This is a genomic window from Salegentibacter sp. 24, from assembly GCF_004362395.1.
GTDB lineage: Bacteria > Bacteroidota > Bacteroidia > Flavobacteriales > Flavobacteriaceae > Salegentibacter.
Window position 1 is genome coordinate 1 of record NZ_SNWE01000014.1, and the last position, 16636, is coordinate 16636.

Consider the following 16636-nt stretch of genomic DNA (forward strand, 5'->3'; position numbering starts at 1 on the left):
TACCCCCAGGGAACAGGGATACCGTTGTTAATTAATTTAAAATGGTATACTTTTGAAATGAAATAGTGGTATACTTTTCAGTTGAAATAAACAAACAGTTTTTCCTGACCTGTTCAAGTGCCTGATGGGCACTTTTATTTGGTCTATATCCGTAAGAGTTTGTATTGAATACATTTTCTAAACGGGGTTCTAGGTACATTTTTACCACCATCTGCCCTATACGGTCACTTATCGTGGGAATCCCTTACTTACGGACTTTACCATCCTTTTTCGGGATTTCCACTTCTTTGACCGCAGGCGGGAAATAACTCCCCGATGCCATACGGTTCCAAAGTTTGTACAGGTTCTTGGATAAGTTCTCATCGAATTGCTCAATGTTTACTGCATCGATCCCTGCACTTCCTTTGTTGGCGCGCACTCTTTTATAAGCTTGCCATATCATAGCTTTGCTTATAGGTATTGATTTTGTTTCATTGCATAAAGTCATCCTCAAAAACTGAGTTGTTAAATGTAACGTAACTGTATAACCTAACCCCTTTGCTCCATTTCCATTACAGAAACTTCATTGCTACTACGGGTTAGTCCGTCCCTGAAAACAATATTGGTATTCTACCTCTAGGTTGAGCCTATTGTGTATTTCCCTTAGCATCTGTTATCAGGTTCCCGAGTTCCATAACTAAGCCTGAATAAGAGTCATGCCCCCTGAATGACGCCTGCCGTATAGCCAATAAATAGGTGATCGCTATACTCTTTAACCCCGCGCGATACTTCGTGGCTTTTGACAGGGTGTAGCAACTTCTCGACACCTCTGAAGGGGTTCACTTTTGTTCATCTCTCTTAATCATACCTGACCAATTCTTAACTGGCCGTTTCCCAAACGCTCAATACCCTGGCTCTTTACCAAAGCACCTTTGGGTGGTTTAATGCCTTCTCCTATAAGACGACATTGGTAGGTCGGTTCTACCATCTTAATTATAGTTCACAATGACTATTTATTGCCGGTCATTGTTTGCTCGGCACACTACCGCAAGTTTCGGGAGTAGGGATGCGGACTTGTCGGCTTATAGGTTTTCTTTCCTGGTCTCTAAAATTACACTTTTTCTATAAAACCCGTTATTTGCGGTGAACCGATGTTATGTGGCGTTAAGCTCCAGTATTAAACTTCTTTCTGTTTTTTATATGATCTATAATCTCATAAATAATTTGTGTTGTCAAATTTGTCAATTCGATATTGTTTCTTGATACATCTGTAGATATCTCGAATAAATTTTCAAAATGTTTTTTCTTGAAATCAATTAGATCTTTTGCTTTTTTTGTTTTATGAGCTGCGGCATTATTTCTAATTTTTCTTAATTCAGTATTATGCTGTTTTTTAATTTGAGCGAATTTTTTATTTATTCTATTTAATTCGTTTTCATATTTTTCCATTCCGTTCTTCTGCAACTCTTGCCTTAAACTTTTACCTAACATACCATTTATTTCATCTAAGAACTCAATAATTGTCATACTTAAAATTCTACCAAATAAATTTTTTTCATTTTCATTATTTGTGAGATGATAGTTGTTCCAAAGAATTCTAATATCTCTACCTACGATTGCTGAGAATAAACAAACATTGTAAAACTCATCATAATTGTAAATTTTGGCTGCTTGGAGTTTTTTCCAAATATCCGATAACGAATCAATGTCCTGATCGGTGGAAATATCAGCTTTTTTAAGAGCTTTTTTTAAATTTCTTTTCGTTCTACGTTTTTCTATATTTATCCAAAAATCTGTAAAGCTCTTAATCATTTTTTCTTTTTGGAATTTTGATTTAATGCCAAATAACTCGTTATATCTCACATGATTTATCTTTTTAATAATAGATATAACGGGATAAACGCAGGTTTCGCTAAATATAAAACAATAAAAGAAAAGAAAAATACGCAAAACAGTAAAGGAAAGAGGATAGAGATTGGTTAGGAGGGAAAAAATTGGAAATATACGTTACTACAGTGGTTTATCTAGCCAAAAATCTTTAGAAGAGCATTCAAGTATTACTGCAATTTCGTTTAAGTGGTTAAGGTTGTATTTTGCTCTTCTATTTTTTGATCAATATGAGAAACGAAACTATTACTTAGATAGATTTTCATCAGTAACTAGTAATAGAAGTATTCCCGTTCAGCCCATTCCCACTACATTCCGGAAAAGCTTCATTCCGGGAAAAGCGCTTCTCTTTAATGGTCTTGGACACCATCGAAGAAATTGCGACTTCCATTACGCTAACCCGATAAAAAATCGGAACGCTCCACTCCAGTTCGAAATTTTCAATGAAGTCCGCTTGGTTGAACTTCCCATCATAGTCCTTCTTTCTCAAAAAAATAGTGGTATTTCCTAATCCATATGCAAACGTCATCCTTAAGCCCCCTCACCTTTTTAAGATGCAAAGAACAAAATCCTTTCCTGGACAGCGGCATAAAACCGCTTCGGCTTCGCCTACTCTCTTTATACGCTTTACCAGGCCAGAATGTTGTAAAATAAATGCATCGAAAAAAGGTAATGTGAAGGCACTATAGGAAGTAAATCTAAAAAGAAGCGGTAGTCGCAGTTCAAAACCTTAAAAAGTTTAGATCGATTTTTTGGTCAAAATTCAATAAAAGGGAAAATGCGCGGGATATAATAAGTAAATCAGTTAAAACTTAATTCTATGATTGGAGTGTAGCCTTACCCAATTAATAATAAGTGCGTAAATAGGGTACTCTTAAAATAGAATTAAGGCCAAAAAAAATTATTGCGTATAAAAAAAACCCACCAGAATATGAAACTAATCGGTTGGTTTTACTAGTGTTTTGTTTTATTAAACCAAAATAAATCACTCATTAAAAAGGTTAGGGTTTTCCTCTACTTTTTCTAATATTTCAGGAGTATTAGTATTTATACCTCGTTTATATAGATCCCTGGTTACCGGATGTGCTTTAAAAGGCTCTCGCATAAAACTCGTAGCCAGCACTTCCTCAATTCCTTTGTCGTTTAAATCGGGATCAAGCCATTCTCCTTCAAAATTACGATCTACGGCCAATGGCATTCTTTTCTTCTTATTATGGATTTCAGCAAAGAAATCATTCGCCTCCCTAGTAATTAAACTCACTGTCCAATAGCCCTCATCATAAGTATTATAGATTCCTGCAAAGCTAAAGAGTTTACGGTCTTCCAGATAACAATAATATGGCGTAGCCGGACCACTCATTTTTTCATAGTGAGGTTCAAAAAAACCATCTGCAAGTATTAAACAGCGACGTTCCCTAACAGCTTCTTTATACATATTACTGGTTAAAAGTGTTTCTGCTTTCGCATTAAGGGTGTTATATTTTTTTCGGAATTTCATAATGTCGTCTGCCCAGGGCGCAAGAAGCCCCCACTCCATCGGTAAAATAGTATCAGGTTCGTCCATAGGAATGCAAAACATATTAGGATGAGAAAACCCCGAAAAATGATACCAGGGTTCATAAACTTCCGGGTATCGCATAACTGCACCGGTATATTTCTCAATTGATTTTAATTTCTTGGACAGGCTGGTTTCGTAACACATAATTTTAAATTTGGATTATATCCATTTAAATGGATTTTTACCTAGTTTTGTTTTCCAATGTTTGCTTATGAAAATTTACAAAAAATATTCTTTACATAACCTTATAATGCCGCTTTCTACCAATGGTATCTCTGCGGGCTTCCCATCTCCTGCAGATGACCACTTAGAAGATATTATTGACCTTAACCATCAACTGATCAAAAATAAAGAAGCCACATTCTTTGGTCGCGCTGAAGGAGATAGTATGATTGGTGCCGGGATTGGTAACGGCGACCTGTTGGTCATCGATAAAAGTCTAAGACCAAAGAATGATAATATTGCGGTATGTTTTTTAGACGGAGAATTTACCGTGAAACGGATTAAAATCGAAAAGGATATCATCTGGCTTGTAGCTGAAAATGAAAAGTATCAGCCAATTAAAGTCACCAGCGAAAATGATTTTGTGATATGGGGTATCGTGACTCATTGTATAAAGGATCTTTAAAATGTTTGCCCTGGTAGATTGCAATAATTTCTATGCGAGCTGTGAACGGGTTTTTGACCCCTCCCTCCGAAACAAACCGGTGGTTGTACTTAGCAACAACGATGGCTGTGTAATTGCGCGAAGTAATGAAGCTAAGGCCATGGGAATTCCTATGGGAGCCCCTGCCTTTCAATTTGAAAAGGATTTTGAAGCTAAAGGAATTTCCGTTTTCTCCAGTAATTATTCGCTTTATGGAGATATGAGCAGTCGGGTAATGAATATCCTCTCTCAATTCACTCCGGATATTGAAATTTATTCTATTGATGAATCCTTTCTTAAGTTTACCGGTTTTGAATTATACGATCTGGAACGAATTGGCAAGGAGATGGTGGAAAGGGTGGCCAGACAAACCGGAATTCCTATAAGTGTTGGACTCGCTCCCACCAAGGCCCTGGCAAAAATTGCTAATAAGATCGCTAAGAAATTTGCCGACCGTACCGGGAGTGTTTATGCCATTGATTCGGAAGAAAAGAAAGAAAAAGCATTGCGATGGACGAAAATTGGTGATGTGTGGGGTATTGGCCGACAACACGAAAAAAGATTAATAAGCATTAATGTAAAGAACGCCTGGGATTTTATTCAGTTACCCAATGAATATGCCCTGAAAAAAATGAGTGTAGTGGGTTTAAGATTAAAACGGGATCTCTCAGGTGAAAGTACGCTGGATTTTGAGGAAGTAAAGAATAAAAAAAACATCGCGGTTACCCGAAGCTTCGAGAAAATGTATAGTGAATTCGACGATCTTCGGGAGCGGGTAGCTACTTATGCAGCAAAAGCCGCAACAAAACTCCGCAAACAGGATTCAAATTGCACGCTGCTCTATGTATTTCTGATTACTAATCCTTTTAGAACCGACCTTAAGCAGTATCGCGCCAATATGGTGGTAAAACTTTCCACGCCAACCAATTCCACTATGGTATTAACAAAAGCTGCTTTATATGGGCTTAAAAAGATTTTCAAACCCGGTTATCAATATAAAAAAGCTGGAGTAATTATTATGGGAATTACGCCAGCTTCTGAGCGGCAGCTTTCCCTTTTTTCTGAAGAGGATCCCAGGCACCATATCCTTATGAAAACCATAGACCGCCTGAACCAAACAGAAAACGGGAAAGTAAAATTTGCTGGAATGGATCTTGGTCGTACCTGGAAAATGAAACAGGAAAGACTTTCAAACCGTTACACCAGCAGAATTGATGAAATTATTCGGGTTAGGTGTAAATAAAACAAGAAAATTTCCATGCTTAAAATTTATCGATCATTTATGTGGGCAGCAGCCTTAAAACATTTATAAATTATAAGCTTCGGAGAATAAAAACTCCTTTCCTAAATTTTAAATTGCACGTTTTTTCCTAGTAGCGAAGGAAAGGCACACTTTTGAACGTGGGACATAAAATTTTCTCCCACTGATAAAATTAATAACCTCACTGGTTATGCATTTCGGGTGATCTTCTGATAATGTTTGGGGGAGACCTTGGTCTTTTCTTTAAAGCTTTTCGAAAAATGCGGATAAGCCCCAAATCCTATCTTATCAGAAATTTTAGCTAAACCAAGATTTGTAGTTTCAATAAGGAATTTACACCTTTTAATTCTATGGCAGCCAACGGTTACGGTTACCGCAAGCTGCGGGAGTAAGGACGCGGGCATGTCGATTTAACCATTTTCTTTCCTGCTTTCTAAAATTACACTTTTTCGATAAAACCCATTATTTGCGAGGAAGCGGTGAGAGCAAAAGTATTTTATCGAAGATTAATAATAAAACTTAGCTTACTCAAATAAGCCTCTTTTAATAGTTGAAAATAGGGTAGTTTACGTTTGGTAATACTTTGATGAAAATCAAAAGTTTCTTCTCCAGAGAATTCATCATTATAGTGTCCAATTCTCATTGCTCTAGCATAAGCTCCATAATGACTACTTGAGGGTTGAACTTTGTATGCAACTCTAATTTTGTATTTTTCGCTTTGATAGATTCTAGTTTCCCCGGATAAGTCGAAATTATTTTCCTCATTATCGATGAGCATAATTAAATTTCCAATTCTAGCGTCCCAGAAACTTTGATAAGGAGAGAATTCTTTACGAGGATATCTTTCAATTGTTTTGTCTAGAGCTTTTAAAAGGTCTTCCTTACCTCCCATTAAATTTTCCAGTAAATCTAAAACCCCTAAAATTGGTGTCTCGGTAGAATATATTTTAGCTGTATCATCTGTATCTAAAGTGTAATTTGGGAATTTATATTCTTTGTTCAAAAAATTAACCAAGGCTCGTGTACTTAAACAATTAGCATTTACAAAATGGTTTAAAATAAATTCTAATTCATTAGTATATATATTTTCGTGACCAGATTGGAAATAATCTTGTACAATGGAGTGATTAGTTTTTATACTTTTAAAGAATTTGTTTAAATTCTCTACAATTATAGATGAAAAACTATAATGAAAAATTTCTGTTGAGTAGAATTTATCGATATATCCGGAGAAATCGATATTACTCCCATATCGACTGCGAAAAATCTCTCTAATATTAGCTATATCACATATCAGAATTACTTTGTCAAAACCAAATTTATTTTCTCCTTCATAATCATAAAAATCAAAATGACTGGAGAAAACGTTTAAAATCCTAAAAATATGTTCTGGATCTATACGATCTAAATCATCAATTGTGAGAACAATTTTTTTATTAGGATTATTAGACTTTACGGTTTGGACTAAATAATTAATTAATTCTGTAATACTATCCTCTTCTCTATAAGTACCTTTCTTTAGTTTAAAATAATCTAAAAAACTTTTCAATTCTTTCTCATCATCAATGCTTTTATCTTGTCTGAACTGATCAATTTTTTTACCTAGTTCTATTGCCGGATTTACAATTGTATTTAATCTTTGATCTAACTTGGATAAGTTTTTAACTAGGTTTTTTATAATCTCATGATAATTTTCAATTAGATAATATTGCGCTGAAAGAAAAGTATCCATTTCTATCTTTTCGAATTCTGGATCCAAGCTAAGAAGTTGAAAACCAATATCAAATTTTATTAATTCAAATATATCCTGATTGCCGGACACAGAATAATTAACTGGATTGAGCTTTATTGATATAAATTTTTCTTGATTATTTTGGAAAAATTTAGTGATAAAATATGTTTTTCCTAGTCCAAAAATGCCCGATAAAATAATTCTTTCATTTTCTTGGTAAGAGAGATGTTCGTGAAAACGATTAGATTCGTTTTTGATTGATAGTTCTTTAAAAATCATAAAATTATTTAAATATTCTTACCAACGGTTTGCGGTTATCGCAAGTTTCGGGAGTAGGTACGCGAACTTGTCGGATTAATTGTTTCTTCCTTGGTTTTCTAAAATTACACTTTTTCGATCAAACCCGTTATTTGCCATGAACCGATGTTGTTCCAAGTTTTTCTTTGCTGCAGCTATTACAGCACTCCAGACCAAAATTTTCCAATGTTAATCTTTGAAAATCCTTTTCTTTTAAATTGAAGTTCCACCTAAAAAATTCCAATAGATTAGAAATTATTTCAAGCTTAATTTTTCTTGAATATTTAAACTTTTCCTTAAGGTTTTTAATTCCGTAATTATCTACAAAACCTGATGAGAATACTTCATTCATTTTTTCTTTTACCTCTGCATCACTTTTATTCCGTAGATAATCGAATTTTGAAATTATTCTTGTTGTCTTACAAGAAAATATATTGTAAAACTGTTTTATTAATATATCCATCTTTTTTAAGAAATCATCCTTATCAAATGAGTAGTCACAATTCAAATTATTTGAATTGGGAATTTTTTTTATTAATTCATAATTCTCATTAAGAACAGGAACTTTATATTTAGGTGGAAATTTCATATTGTATTGAAATACCACTAAAGATTTTTCCAGTTTATTCTGATAATAAAGATCAGCAAATCTTTTTTCTTTGAACCAATCTCTATATTCCTCAACGACTTTTTCTCCTAATTCTTTAATTTCAGGTGGGATATTAAAATCAATAAAATCTTTGGCTAATAATTTACATTCGTTTGTTAAGTGATATTTTAGTTTCCCTCCACTCTCGAACACATATGTTTTAGAATCGATTCGTTCTGGAACTTTTTGGTAGTATTCTGCATAAAATTTATTTTCATCTTCCAATAACGCTTTATAATTGAATAGATAATTTACCTCAAACTTATTCAGAATGTAATATACATGAGGATCATTGTAAACGAAATCCAAAAATAGCTGTAGGTCAACCTCTTGCTTAATTTCAAGTTTTCTACATAATTTGAAATATGTGTAATTTGTTAAATGTGCCATTCTAAAAAATTTACTACAACTCGTTTTATACAGCTTAATATAGATTTTTAAATAAACCCCCTGGGATAAATACAGTTTCCTAAATATAAACCAATAAAATAAAGGAGATTACGGAAAACCGTAAGAGATAGTGAATGTTAAACTCTAGCAGGATAGAGGATAGTTAAGACATGAATACCAGAAACTTTAATTTCAGACTTTGTTGTCCATAAATTCAATTTAAGCTTTATAAAAAATTCATCTTTATCATCAGGATTTTTGGCTTATATTTTTTCAGAAAAAACCAGTCGAATTTGAAACATTGTAGAACTAGCCCACCGACAGAAGAAAGGAACCAGGATTGCCGGTATCAAGTTTCCTGCATAAAAAACAACCAATACGATTGAAGCAATTAGCGCAAGGACTTCAACATGGAAAATTCCTAATTCTCTATAGTTTATCCTGTCCTGAAATTTATCCATAGTTACTTGACTTAGGAAAAAGTAAGTCATCCAAATTTCCACCTTTCTAACATTCTAAGGTGAACTCGATATTTATTTAGTTTCCATCTCATTGTTTTATAAAATACGAAAAATTACCATGTCCATTTTAAAAGACAAATGAACATTGCAAGTATGAATAATATGAAAAAATGATTCTACTTATTGGATTTCAACTTTGGTAAGAACCAACTTCGAATCTTCCATATTTATTTCATAGAGCTCAAAAGTTGGACTCTTCCCCTCTTTGTCTGCTTCTGACTGAGGAGTACCAATTCCTGAGATACTAGAAATTAAACCAGCAACGGAAGTTATTGTCTCAGGAATTTTGGTATCTGCTTTCGAGCCGTATGTTTTGATCATTCCGTTCTCCAGTGTCAGATTTAACTCAGTTGAGCCTAATCCACTCTTTTGCTTTAGATATAAAGGTTTTTCAGTGTCCGGTAATGAAATTAAAGAAACTTTTATTTCACCTTTAACACTAGTTTCGGAATCACCTTCGGTTTCAGTATACCCTCTTTCTACTAATATGTATGGTTTAGGAGGGTAAGTTAAAATTCCAGCTGTTTTTTCACCACTTGGATTCGTATACTGAACAGAGGAACAACCGGTATTTAGAAATACACACAGACCGATTATTAAAAGAATTTTTTTATGCATATTCTGAATAGTTTATTGTTTAAAAAAATTTCCAGCGGTTTCAGAATATATCGAAATTAAAAAATGACGGTTTTAATTCTTTTAAACTTGACATCGCTTAAAATTTATAGATTAAAATTATTTTTTTTAAATGAAAACAAACAGGGGATTTTCCCCCTTTTTTTATTCTATTTAAATTAAATATATCAACACTATCAGGTGGCAATTTGTTAACAAACGGAACTTAAAAGTCGTTTTAAAGAGGACTTTTTCCATATTTTTATAGTTGAAAGATATCATTCATGCAAAAAATAAAAAGCTCAAAAATAGAAGGAATAATCGACGAGATTATAGATCAATACGCCTTTGCTGATACTTCTGAAAGACCTTGGATTATAGGCTTTAGTGGCGGCAAAGACTCCACGGTATTACTTACCCTGGTATGGATCGCCCTTCAGAGAATAAGAGAAAATCAACCATACCCTTTTCAATTACGCCGCCCGGTTTATGTGGTTTGTAATGATACTATGGTAGAAAATCCCATTATTTCTTCGTATACGGACGATGTGCTTGCGAAAATAGATAAAGAAGCAAGGGAACAAAATTTACCTATTTTTGTCAAAAAGACAACGCCTAAACTGGAAGAATCTTACTGGATTAATGTACTTGGAAAAGGATATCCAGTTCCAAACAACACTTTTAGATGGTGTACCACTAAACTAAAAATAAGCCCAACTTCAGATTTCCTTCTAGAACAGATAGATGAAAAAGGAGAAGCTATTGTTTTACTAGGAACTCGCTATGAAGAAAGTAAGACCCGGGAACGCTCCATGAGGAAACATGAAGTTCGGGGTAAAAGGCTTTCCAAGCACAACTCTACAGCAAATACTTATGTGTACGCTCCCATTAAAGAATTAATGTTAGAAGAAATATGGTACATTATAAACGCTGTTAAGTCTCCCTGGGGATTTGATAACTCTATACTTTTTAAAATTTATGCGGATGCCAGTGCCGATGACTACGAGTGTCCCACTGTGGTGACTAACAAAGAGCATGCCTCCTGTGGCCAAAGCCGTTTTGGTTGTTGGACCTGTACGGTCGTTAAAAAAGATAAATCTATGTCGGCCCTTATTGACAATGGCCAGGAATGGATGAGGCCTCTACTAGATTTTAGGGATAAAATGCAGCGGGAAAGAAATGATCAGGATAAACGTTCAGATAAAAATAGGAATGGAAAAGTTGCTATAACTGAGGATGGTCGAAAGTATGGTCCATATTATCCATGGTATAGAGCTCATTTGTTAGAGGAGTTATTAAGGGTGCAAAAAAAGGTGCAGAATGATAAGCCGCATGTAACCTTGATTTCAAATCAAGAACTAATTGCTATACAGGTAACCTGGAATAGAGATATGATTTTTGAGCATAATGTAGGTGATATTTATAGAAGAGTCTATAATAAAGACATAAGCACTAACCATTTTAATTCTTTAGATGATACCGAACAAAGAATCTTAAGAGAAGTATGTGAAGAGGATTCTAATTATTATCAGTTAATCGATAATTTGCTCAGTATCCAGGAAACTAAAAGTCTTATGCTTTCTAAATATGGTTTACATAACGATGTAGAGCGAAGAATAGAGAATTTTGTTAATGCTTCCGATTCATGAAAATAGCTCAAATTAGTCTGCATAATTTCCGTATTTATCACGGGCATAATTCTATTAGTTTTAGCAGTAAGGATAAAAGAAACCTAAGCATTATTGCCGGTAAAAATGGTTATGGAAAAACTACCTTACTGACTTCCCTGGTGTGGGCATTTTACGGAAGGTTGATGGCGCAGGTAGAGGAAAAATATCGAAAAGATATTAAAAGTGCTGGCGGTTATGAAAATTATCTAAATGATCTTTTTAATCATCAAGCAAAGATTAATCTTGGGGATGATAGTAATTTAGAGGATAACCTTTGCTATGTAAAAATAGAACTCACTGACGTTAGCATTCCGTCAATACCTTGTGAACGGGTTACTATCACTCGATCATATAACATTAAAAGCGGCGAGGAAAACCTGGAAGTGTTAATAGACGGTGCTGAAAATGAGCTAACAAAAGAAGTTGGTTATGAAATTTTTATCAATGATTTTATTCTACCTAGAGAAATAGCCAAATTTTTCTTTTTTGATGCAGAAAAGATAGTTTCCCTTGCTGAAGCCCGCTCAAAGAACGAACTAAGAAATTTAAGCCGAGCTTATTCCGAAGTTCTGGGAATAAAGAAATATGAAGAACTTCGTAAAAATCTAGAATCACTTTTATCTAAACTTAGAAGAAGTGGAGTCGATGGATTACAGAAAGTTCAACTGGATGAATTTGATGCTAAAATAGCTGAAAAAACTAAGTTAATAACTTATAATCAGGAGCAACAAGATAAGGTTGATCAAAAAGTAAATGAATTAAAATCTCGGAATGATAGCCTACAAGAAAAACTAATTAGGGAGGGTAATTCATTGAGTCTAGAAGATTTAAACGAATTAAAATTAAAACGTGACAACCTTAAAGAAAATTCAGATTATCTAAAAAGAAAACTTAAAAAACATTTAGATATAGCTCCTTTGGTTATTTCCGGAAAACATTTAGTAAGGCTTGATAAACAACTAAAACTTGAAGCTAAATTAAAATCTAACAAACTAGATCCCAAAATTCTGGAAAAGGAGTTAAAGAATTTTTCTGAAAAATTTGTGACTAGCCTTAATAGTCTTGATTTAGATAAAGAGATTCAGGAAAAGATTAATCAATCTTTAAATGAAACTTTTAGAACGAGTACAATGACGGAATCAAAAGCTGAACCTGGTAACACAGAGATTTTACTTGATTTTTCAGAGGAAAAATTGCGAAAATTCCAAACCTTATTAGATTATATTCAAACTTCTTTCCAAGAAGATTTCAATAAAATAGTACAGGAAGAAAAAACGAATAAAATCCTATTAAACCGAGCCTTAAAAAAGATCAAACAAGGTGAAGTTCGTAAGAACAACCACTTAGCCAAGAAAATAAGGGAAGAAAAAAAGGATGTTGAAAATGAAATTCACGAACTTTTAGTTAAAAAGGAAAATCTAATTGCCGAATTCGGTGCCCAAACCCAAGAAATCAATTCCCTAAAGATGAAGGCCTCGGAATTTGAAAAGAATTTTAAGCTTCAGCAAACTGACGAAAAGAAATATAAGGTAACCGAAACCTTGCTCGTAAAGATAAATACAATAATCACTCGGATTAAGGAAGAAAAACGATACTCGCTTCAAAAGGCTATTTTAATGGGGCTAAAACGCCTTATGCATAAAAATAACTTTATTGAAAAAGTAGGGGTATCAATCCGGGAGGAAGTAATGGATATTGATTTAATTAGTAATACTGGTAATATTATAAATAAGGATGCATTATCTAAAGGTGAGCAACAATTATATGCTACAGCCCTATTAAAAGCTTTAGTTGATGAATCTGGGATAAATTTTCCTGTTTTTATTGATAGTCCTTTGCAAAAATTTGATAAATTTCACGCTGAAAATATAATTCAGGAGTTTTACCCTACCATTTCTGAACAGGTTGTGCTTTTCCCTTTACTGGAAAAAGAATTATCGGAAGCTGAGTTTAAATTAATTACGCCCCACTTAAACCAGGCTTTTTTAATTCAAAATTCAAAACAAGGCTCACGGATAGAACCTGTAGCTGCAGATCAGTTATTCTTAGAATTCAAAAAAGAAACAAGTGCTCAAGCATATTAAAACCAGTAAAGAGAATAAAGAGGTCGTTTCAAAACTGACCCGGAAATTTAATCTCGGGGCAGAAAATACTATTGCGCGTATTGCCATTAGCTATTCACTTTCAAAAGATCGTAAACTATCGCTGGAAGAATTGAGTGACTCACAAGGTAAGGAATATGCAAAAGAAGTTTTGTTTGGGGAGTATATAGATTATTATACAGGTATGATTGCCCTTCATTATAGCATTCACATTTCCAATAAAGACCTTGCCAGGTATGTAAAACTCCATTTAGATGATGGCTTACGTTTAATTAATTCCGATTTCCAGGAAAAAGATAATATTGACGGGTTTGATTTTTTGACAGATCTAATCAATAAAGGATTAACAGATTTATAATGGCAAAAAAGGAGTTACTTAGAAATGTCATTATTAAAGTACTTAAGGGAGAGAGTAAACCACTAAGAATAAAAGAGATTTACCAAAAAATCAAGGAAGATAATCTGTATAGCTTTAATACTGATAATCCCGAACATATAGTCAGAACGCTTTTACGCAGGCAAAGTCAAAATATAGATTTCCCATCTTCACATAAAAAAAAGTATTTTGTTTTTTTAGAGGATGGAACCTTTTGGCTAAAAAATTCACCGTTAGAAAAGAGTAATAAATTCGAAGAAAAAAAGGTTGAAGTAGAATCTAATTCTCGCCAAATAATTAAGTTACATAAAAGCTATCTTTCAGATTTCAGGAATGATATTTTAAAACAATTGTCTTCCATAGATCCTAAAGTATTTGAAAACTTTTGTAAAGGGCTATTAAAAGCCTATGGTTTTAAAAATGTAAATATCACCAGTTATTCTAAAGATGGTGGAATTGATGGTTACGGTAATCTAAAAATGGGATTAACTGCTATGCCTGTTGCTTTTGAATGTAAACGCTGGTCAAAACCGGTTAGTCGGCCCAAACTCAGTCAATTTAAAGGTGATATTCAGGGTAAGTATCAGCAAGGTATATTTTTTACCACTTCAAGGTTTACTAAAGAAGCTAAAGATCAATCTATGTATCCAGGTTCCGTACCAATCGTATTAATTGATGGTCCGGAAATAATAAACATCATGATTGAAAAAGAGTATGGTGTAGAAAAGGAACTATTACCTATATATACGAATGCCTTAGATTTAATACTAGAAAACAAATAGCGTGAAAATATGAGTAATTTCGAAAAACTTTCAATTAATGCAGATAGGATTTGTGAAGCAATCTCAAAAATTGGCTACCGTCCAAGTTCAGCTATTATGGATATTGTTGACAACTCAGTAGTTGCAGAAGCAAGTAATATTACTATTAGACTTTTTATGAAAAAAGGTAAAAGTCTAAATAATGCTCAAAATATTGAGAAAATTCAGATAGTAGATAATGGCAATGGAATGGATAATTCAGGAATTAAGAAAGCATTGCAATTAGGCTCTGATGTGGAATATAAAGACCATAGCCTATCTAAATACGGATTAGGACTAAAATCAGCTGGGTTTTCTTTAGGAAGAAGAATTGAAGTCGTTAGCAAAACTAATGAGAATCTTAGTAAAAAGTTTTTCTTAGATAGGGACGTGATTAGAGATAAAGATGAATTTGGATATGAAATAGAGGAGCCTTCAACTGAGCAAGTTGAAATGTTGAAAGAATTCCAATCGGGCACTGTGGTAACATTTCGAAAGCTGACTTACACTAGTAAAGTTTCTGCTGGCAAAATAATGGAAAAAGTTGCCGAAAGATCAGGAGTGAGCTATTGTGATTATTTAAATAAAAAAAATGCTCAATTTGATATTCATGTCCTTCGAGAGGATAGTAATGAAATCCTTAAAAAGAAAAGTGTTAAATCCAAAGACATGCTTTTTTGGCAGGAATCTTTAGAGTCATTTGTAAAAGAAAGTTATGATTGTAAAAAACCCTGCAAAGTCCTGGATGATGAGTTTGAAAACCCTCTAAACCCCGAAGGGGAAAAAATAAAAATTCAAGCGACAATTTTCCCTAAGGATTCAATGAAAACCTATCCAGCTTTTACTCCAGAAGAACAGAATAACATTAAAAAGTATCAAGTCGGTGCAAAAAATAGTGGTTTCTATTTTTATAGAAATGGAAGGTTAATAAAGTGGGGGGAGAAACTTTTTAAAAGCCGACTATACGGTTTCCGTGCTAAAATTTCTTTTTCTACCGAGCATGATGAACTTTTCGGGGTAGATGTTTCTAAGCAACATTTAACTGTGTCCGATGAAGTTGAGCAAACAATAGATTTGATGACTAAAGTTCCTAGAGGACAATCTCAAGAATTATTTAGACTATGTGATGAAAAGTTTCGAGACTACAAAAACAAAGGTACCGAAGGTGAAGAATTTAATAGTAAAAACTCAACTCTGGAAGAGGAAGAGGATGAGACTGGAGAAATATCTGCTCAAGAGGTTCTAGATAGAAAAGCAAAATTAGAGCAAGATTCTGAAAAATATGAGAATGAGGATAATCCAGATTATCAGGAAGATGGGGATGAACAAATTTTTAGAAGAGTGCGCTATTGGAATAGGGGTAGAAATTTGTACGAAAGAGCTATGGATCGAGTAGAAGGAACTTATGTTCTAATTAACACTAATCACCCATTTTACGATCTAGTTATATCAAAATTTGAAAAAGGATCTTCTCAAAGGCAATCTCTCGAAGCATTAATTTTTTCTTTGGCAGTTGGAGAAAATCAAACAATACAGAAATTCATGGATGTGAATGCGGACCTTGCCATAGAAGTTTTTAATAAATTTAATAGATCTTCTTCCAACCAATTAGATAATTGGGTAAACAACAACCAAGATTTATATGAAGGCGAAGATTAGGACTTCAACCAAGCCCGAACTTAATGGGTCATTTGTATATTTTATATTTTCAAAAGATGTTATCTATGTAGGCGAGACCCAAAAAATTAGTTTTTCACGATGGGTACAACATTTCAATAAAAGTGGTACTTTTTCAAGAAAAATTAAATCAATTGAAAATAATTATAATTACTTTGAAAAGGTAAATTTAATATCAATTGAACTTTTGGAGATAAGGGAATTATATCCAGATATTAAGTGGAAAACATTAACTCAAGCTGTTGAACATTCCTTGCATATTTTATTGAAGAAGTCTCCTTCACTTTTATTAAATTCATACTATACCAATTATGAACCCGAATTTGAATCTTTTAAAATAATCTCGGATACCTCTAAAACGGCACCTAGATATTTAGGGAGTTCTGATTGGCATTTTGCAAATCAATATTCTAATCATATTTTAAAAAAAGTTATTGAACATATTACCTAAAATTGTGAAAGCTAGAACTTGTAAA

17 protein-coding genes are annotated in these 16636 nt (G+C 33.5%); 8 read left to right on the forward strand and 9 right to left on the reverse strand.

What is annotated here, in order from left to right; all coding sequences use genetic code 11:
- Positions 1–244 precede the first annotated feature (244 nt).
- From DET49_RS18715 to DET49_RS11105, 5 genes are all read right to left on the reverse strand, one after another.
- Entirely contained in the window at positions 245–493 is a 249-nt protein-coding gene (locus DET49_RS18715) for a hypothetical protein (RefSeq protein WP_243729617.1), read from the reverse strand.
- Positions 494–841: 348 nt separating this feature from the next.
- Positions 842–967, reverse strand: a complete 126-nt coding sequence (locus DET49_RS18835) for a hypothetical protein (RefSeq protein ID WP_262707990.1) — start codon at positions 965–967, stop codon at positions 842–844.
- A 176-nt stretch (positions 968–1143) separates the two neighbouring features.
- Positions 1144–1842 carry a hypothetical protein gene (locus DET49_RS11095; protein WP_133548175.1) on the reverse strand — a complete coding sequence of 233 codons (699 nt, stop codon included), beginning with the start codon at positions 1840–1842 and terminating at the stop codon, positions 1144–1146.
- A gap of 289 nt (positions 1843–2131) precedes the next feature.
- Positions 2132–2356, reverse strand: coding sequence for a hypothetical protein (locus DET49_RS11100; protein ID WP_133548176.1), 225 nt, complete (start codon positions 2354–2356; stop codon positions 2132–2134).
- A 495-nt stretch (positions 2357–2851) separates the two neighbouring features.
- Positions 2852–3568: an SOS response-associated peptidase gene (locus tag DET49_RS11105; RefSeq protein WP_133548177.1), complete on the reverse strand. Its 717-nt coding sequence runs from the start codon at positions 3566–3568 to the stop codon at positions 2852–2854.
- A gap of 67 nt (positions 3569–3635) precedes the next feature.
- On the opposite strand from DET49_RS11105, the gene DET49_RS11110 reads away from it, so the two are divergent.
- Positions 3636–4052, forward strand: coding sequence for a LexA family protein (locus DET49_RS11110; protein ID WP_133548178.1), 417 nt, complete (start codon positions 3636–3638; stop codon positions 4050–4052).
- A gap of 1 nt (position 4053) precedes the next feature.
- Positions 4054–5313 (forward strand): Y-family DNA polymerase, encoded by a 1260-nt coding sequence (locus DET49_RS11115; protein ID WP_133548179.1) that lies wholly within the window; start codon positions 4054–4056, stop codon positions 5311–5313.
- A gap of 206 nt (positions 5314–5519) precedes the next feature.
- On the opposite strand, the gene DET49_RS11120 is transcribed toward DET49_RS11115, so the two are convergent.
- The 4 genes from DET49_RS11120 to DET49_RS11135 all read right to left on the reverse strand — a co-directional run bounded on the left by DET49_RS11120 (position 5520) and on the right by DET49_RS11135 (position 9538).
- The gene (locus DET49_RS11120; protein ID WP_133548180.1) at positions 5520–5735 is read right to left on the reverse strand and encodes a helix-turn-helix domain-containing protein; all 216 of its coding nucleotides are present in this window, start codon (positions 5733–5735) and stop codon (positions 5520–5522) included.
- Between the two features lie 92 nt (positions 5736–5827).
- The gene (locus tag DET49_RS11125; protein WP_133548181.1) at positions 5828–7342 is read right to left on the reverse strand and encodes a P-loop NTPase fold protein; all 1515 of its coding nucleotides are present in this window, start codon (positions 7340–7342) and stop codon (positions 5828–5830) included.
- A gap of 127 nt (positions 7343–7469) precedes the next feature.
- The gene (locus tag DET49_RS11130; protein ID WP_133548182.1) at positions 7470–8399 is read right to left on the reverse strand and encodes a hypothetical protein; all 930 of its coding nucleotides are present in this window, start codon (positions 8397–8399) and stop codon (positions 7470–7472) included.
- 641 nt (positions 8400–9040) lie between these two features.
- Complete coding sequence (locus DET49_RS11135; RefSeq protein ID WP_133548183.1) at positions 9041–9538, reverse strand: hypothetical protein; 498 nt, start codon at positions 9536–9538, stop codon at positions 9041–9043.
- A 281-nt stretch (positions 9539–9819) separates the two neighbouring features.
- Here DET49_RS11135 and dndC point away from each other — a divergent pair, with 281 nt between their 5' ends.
- From dndC to DET49_RS11165, 6 genes are read left to right on the forward strand one after another with little or no spacing between them, the layout of a single operon-like run.
- Positions 9820–11184, forward strand: a complete 1365-nt coding sequence (dndC, locus tag DET49_RS11140; protein WP_208109640.1) for a DNA phosphorothioation system sulfurtransferase DndC — start codon at positions 9820–9822, stop codon at positions 11182–11184.
- On the forward strand, positions 11181–13289 hold the full coding sequence (gene dndD, locus DET49_RS11145; protein WP_133548184.1) for a DNA sulfur modification protein DndD: 2109 nt from the start codon (positions 11181–11183) through the stop codon (positions 13287–13289). Before dndC ends, dndD begins: the two co-directional genes overlap by 4 nt.
- Positions 13273–13665, forward strand: a complete 393-nt coding sequence (locus tag DET49_RS11150) for a DndE family protein (protein ID WP_133548185.1) — start codon at positions 13273–13275, stop codon at positions 13663–13665. The genes dndD and DET49_RS11150 overlap by 17 nt, the downstream gene beginning before the upstream one ends.
- Entirely contained in the window at positions 13665–14465 is an 801-nt protein-coding gene (locus DET49_RS11155; RefSeq protein WP_133548186.1) for a restriction endonuclease, read from the forward strand. Before DET49_RS11150 ends, DET49_RS11155 begins: the two co-directional genes overlap by 1 nt.
- Before the next feature lie 9 nt (positions 14466–14474).
- Positions 14475–16142, forward strand: coding sequence for an ATP-binding protein (locus DET49_RS11160; RefSeq protein WP_133548187.1), 1668 nt, complete (start codon positions 14475–14477; stop codon positions 16140–16142).
- A complete protein-coding gene (locus DET49_RS11165) occupies positions 16126–16611 on the forward strand; it encodes a hypothetical protein (protein WP_133548188.1) in 486 nt (161 codons plus the stop codon). The genes DET49_RS11160 and DET49_RS11165 overlap by 17 nt, the downstream gene beginning before the upstream one ends.
- Positions 16612–16636: the final 25 nt, after the last annotated feature.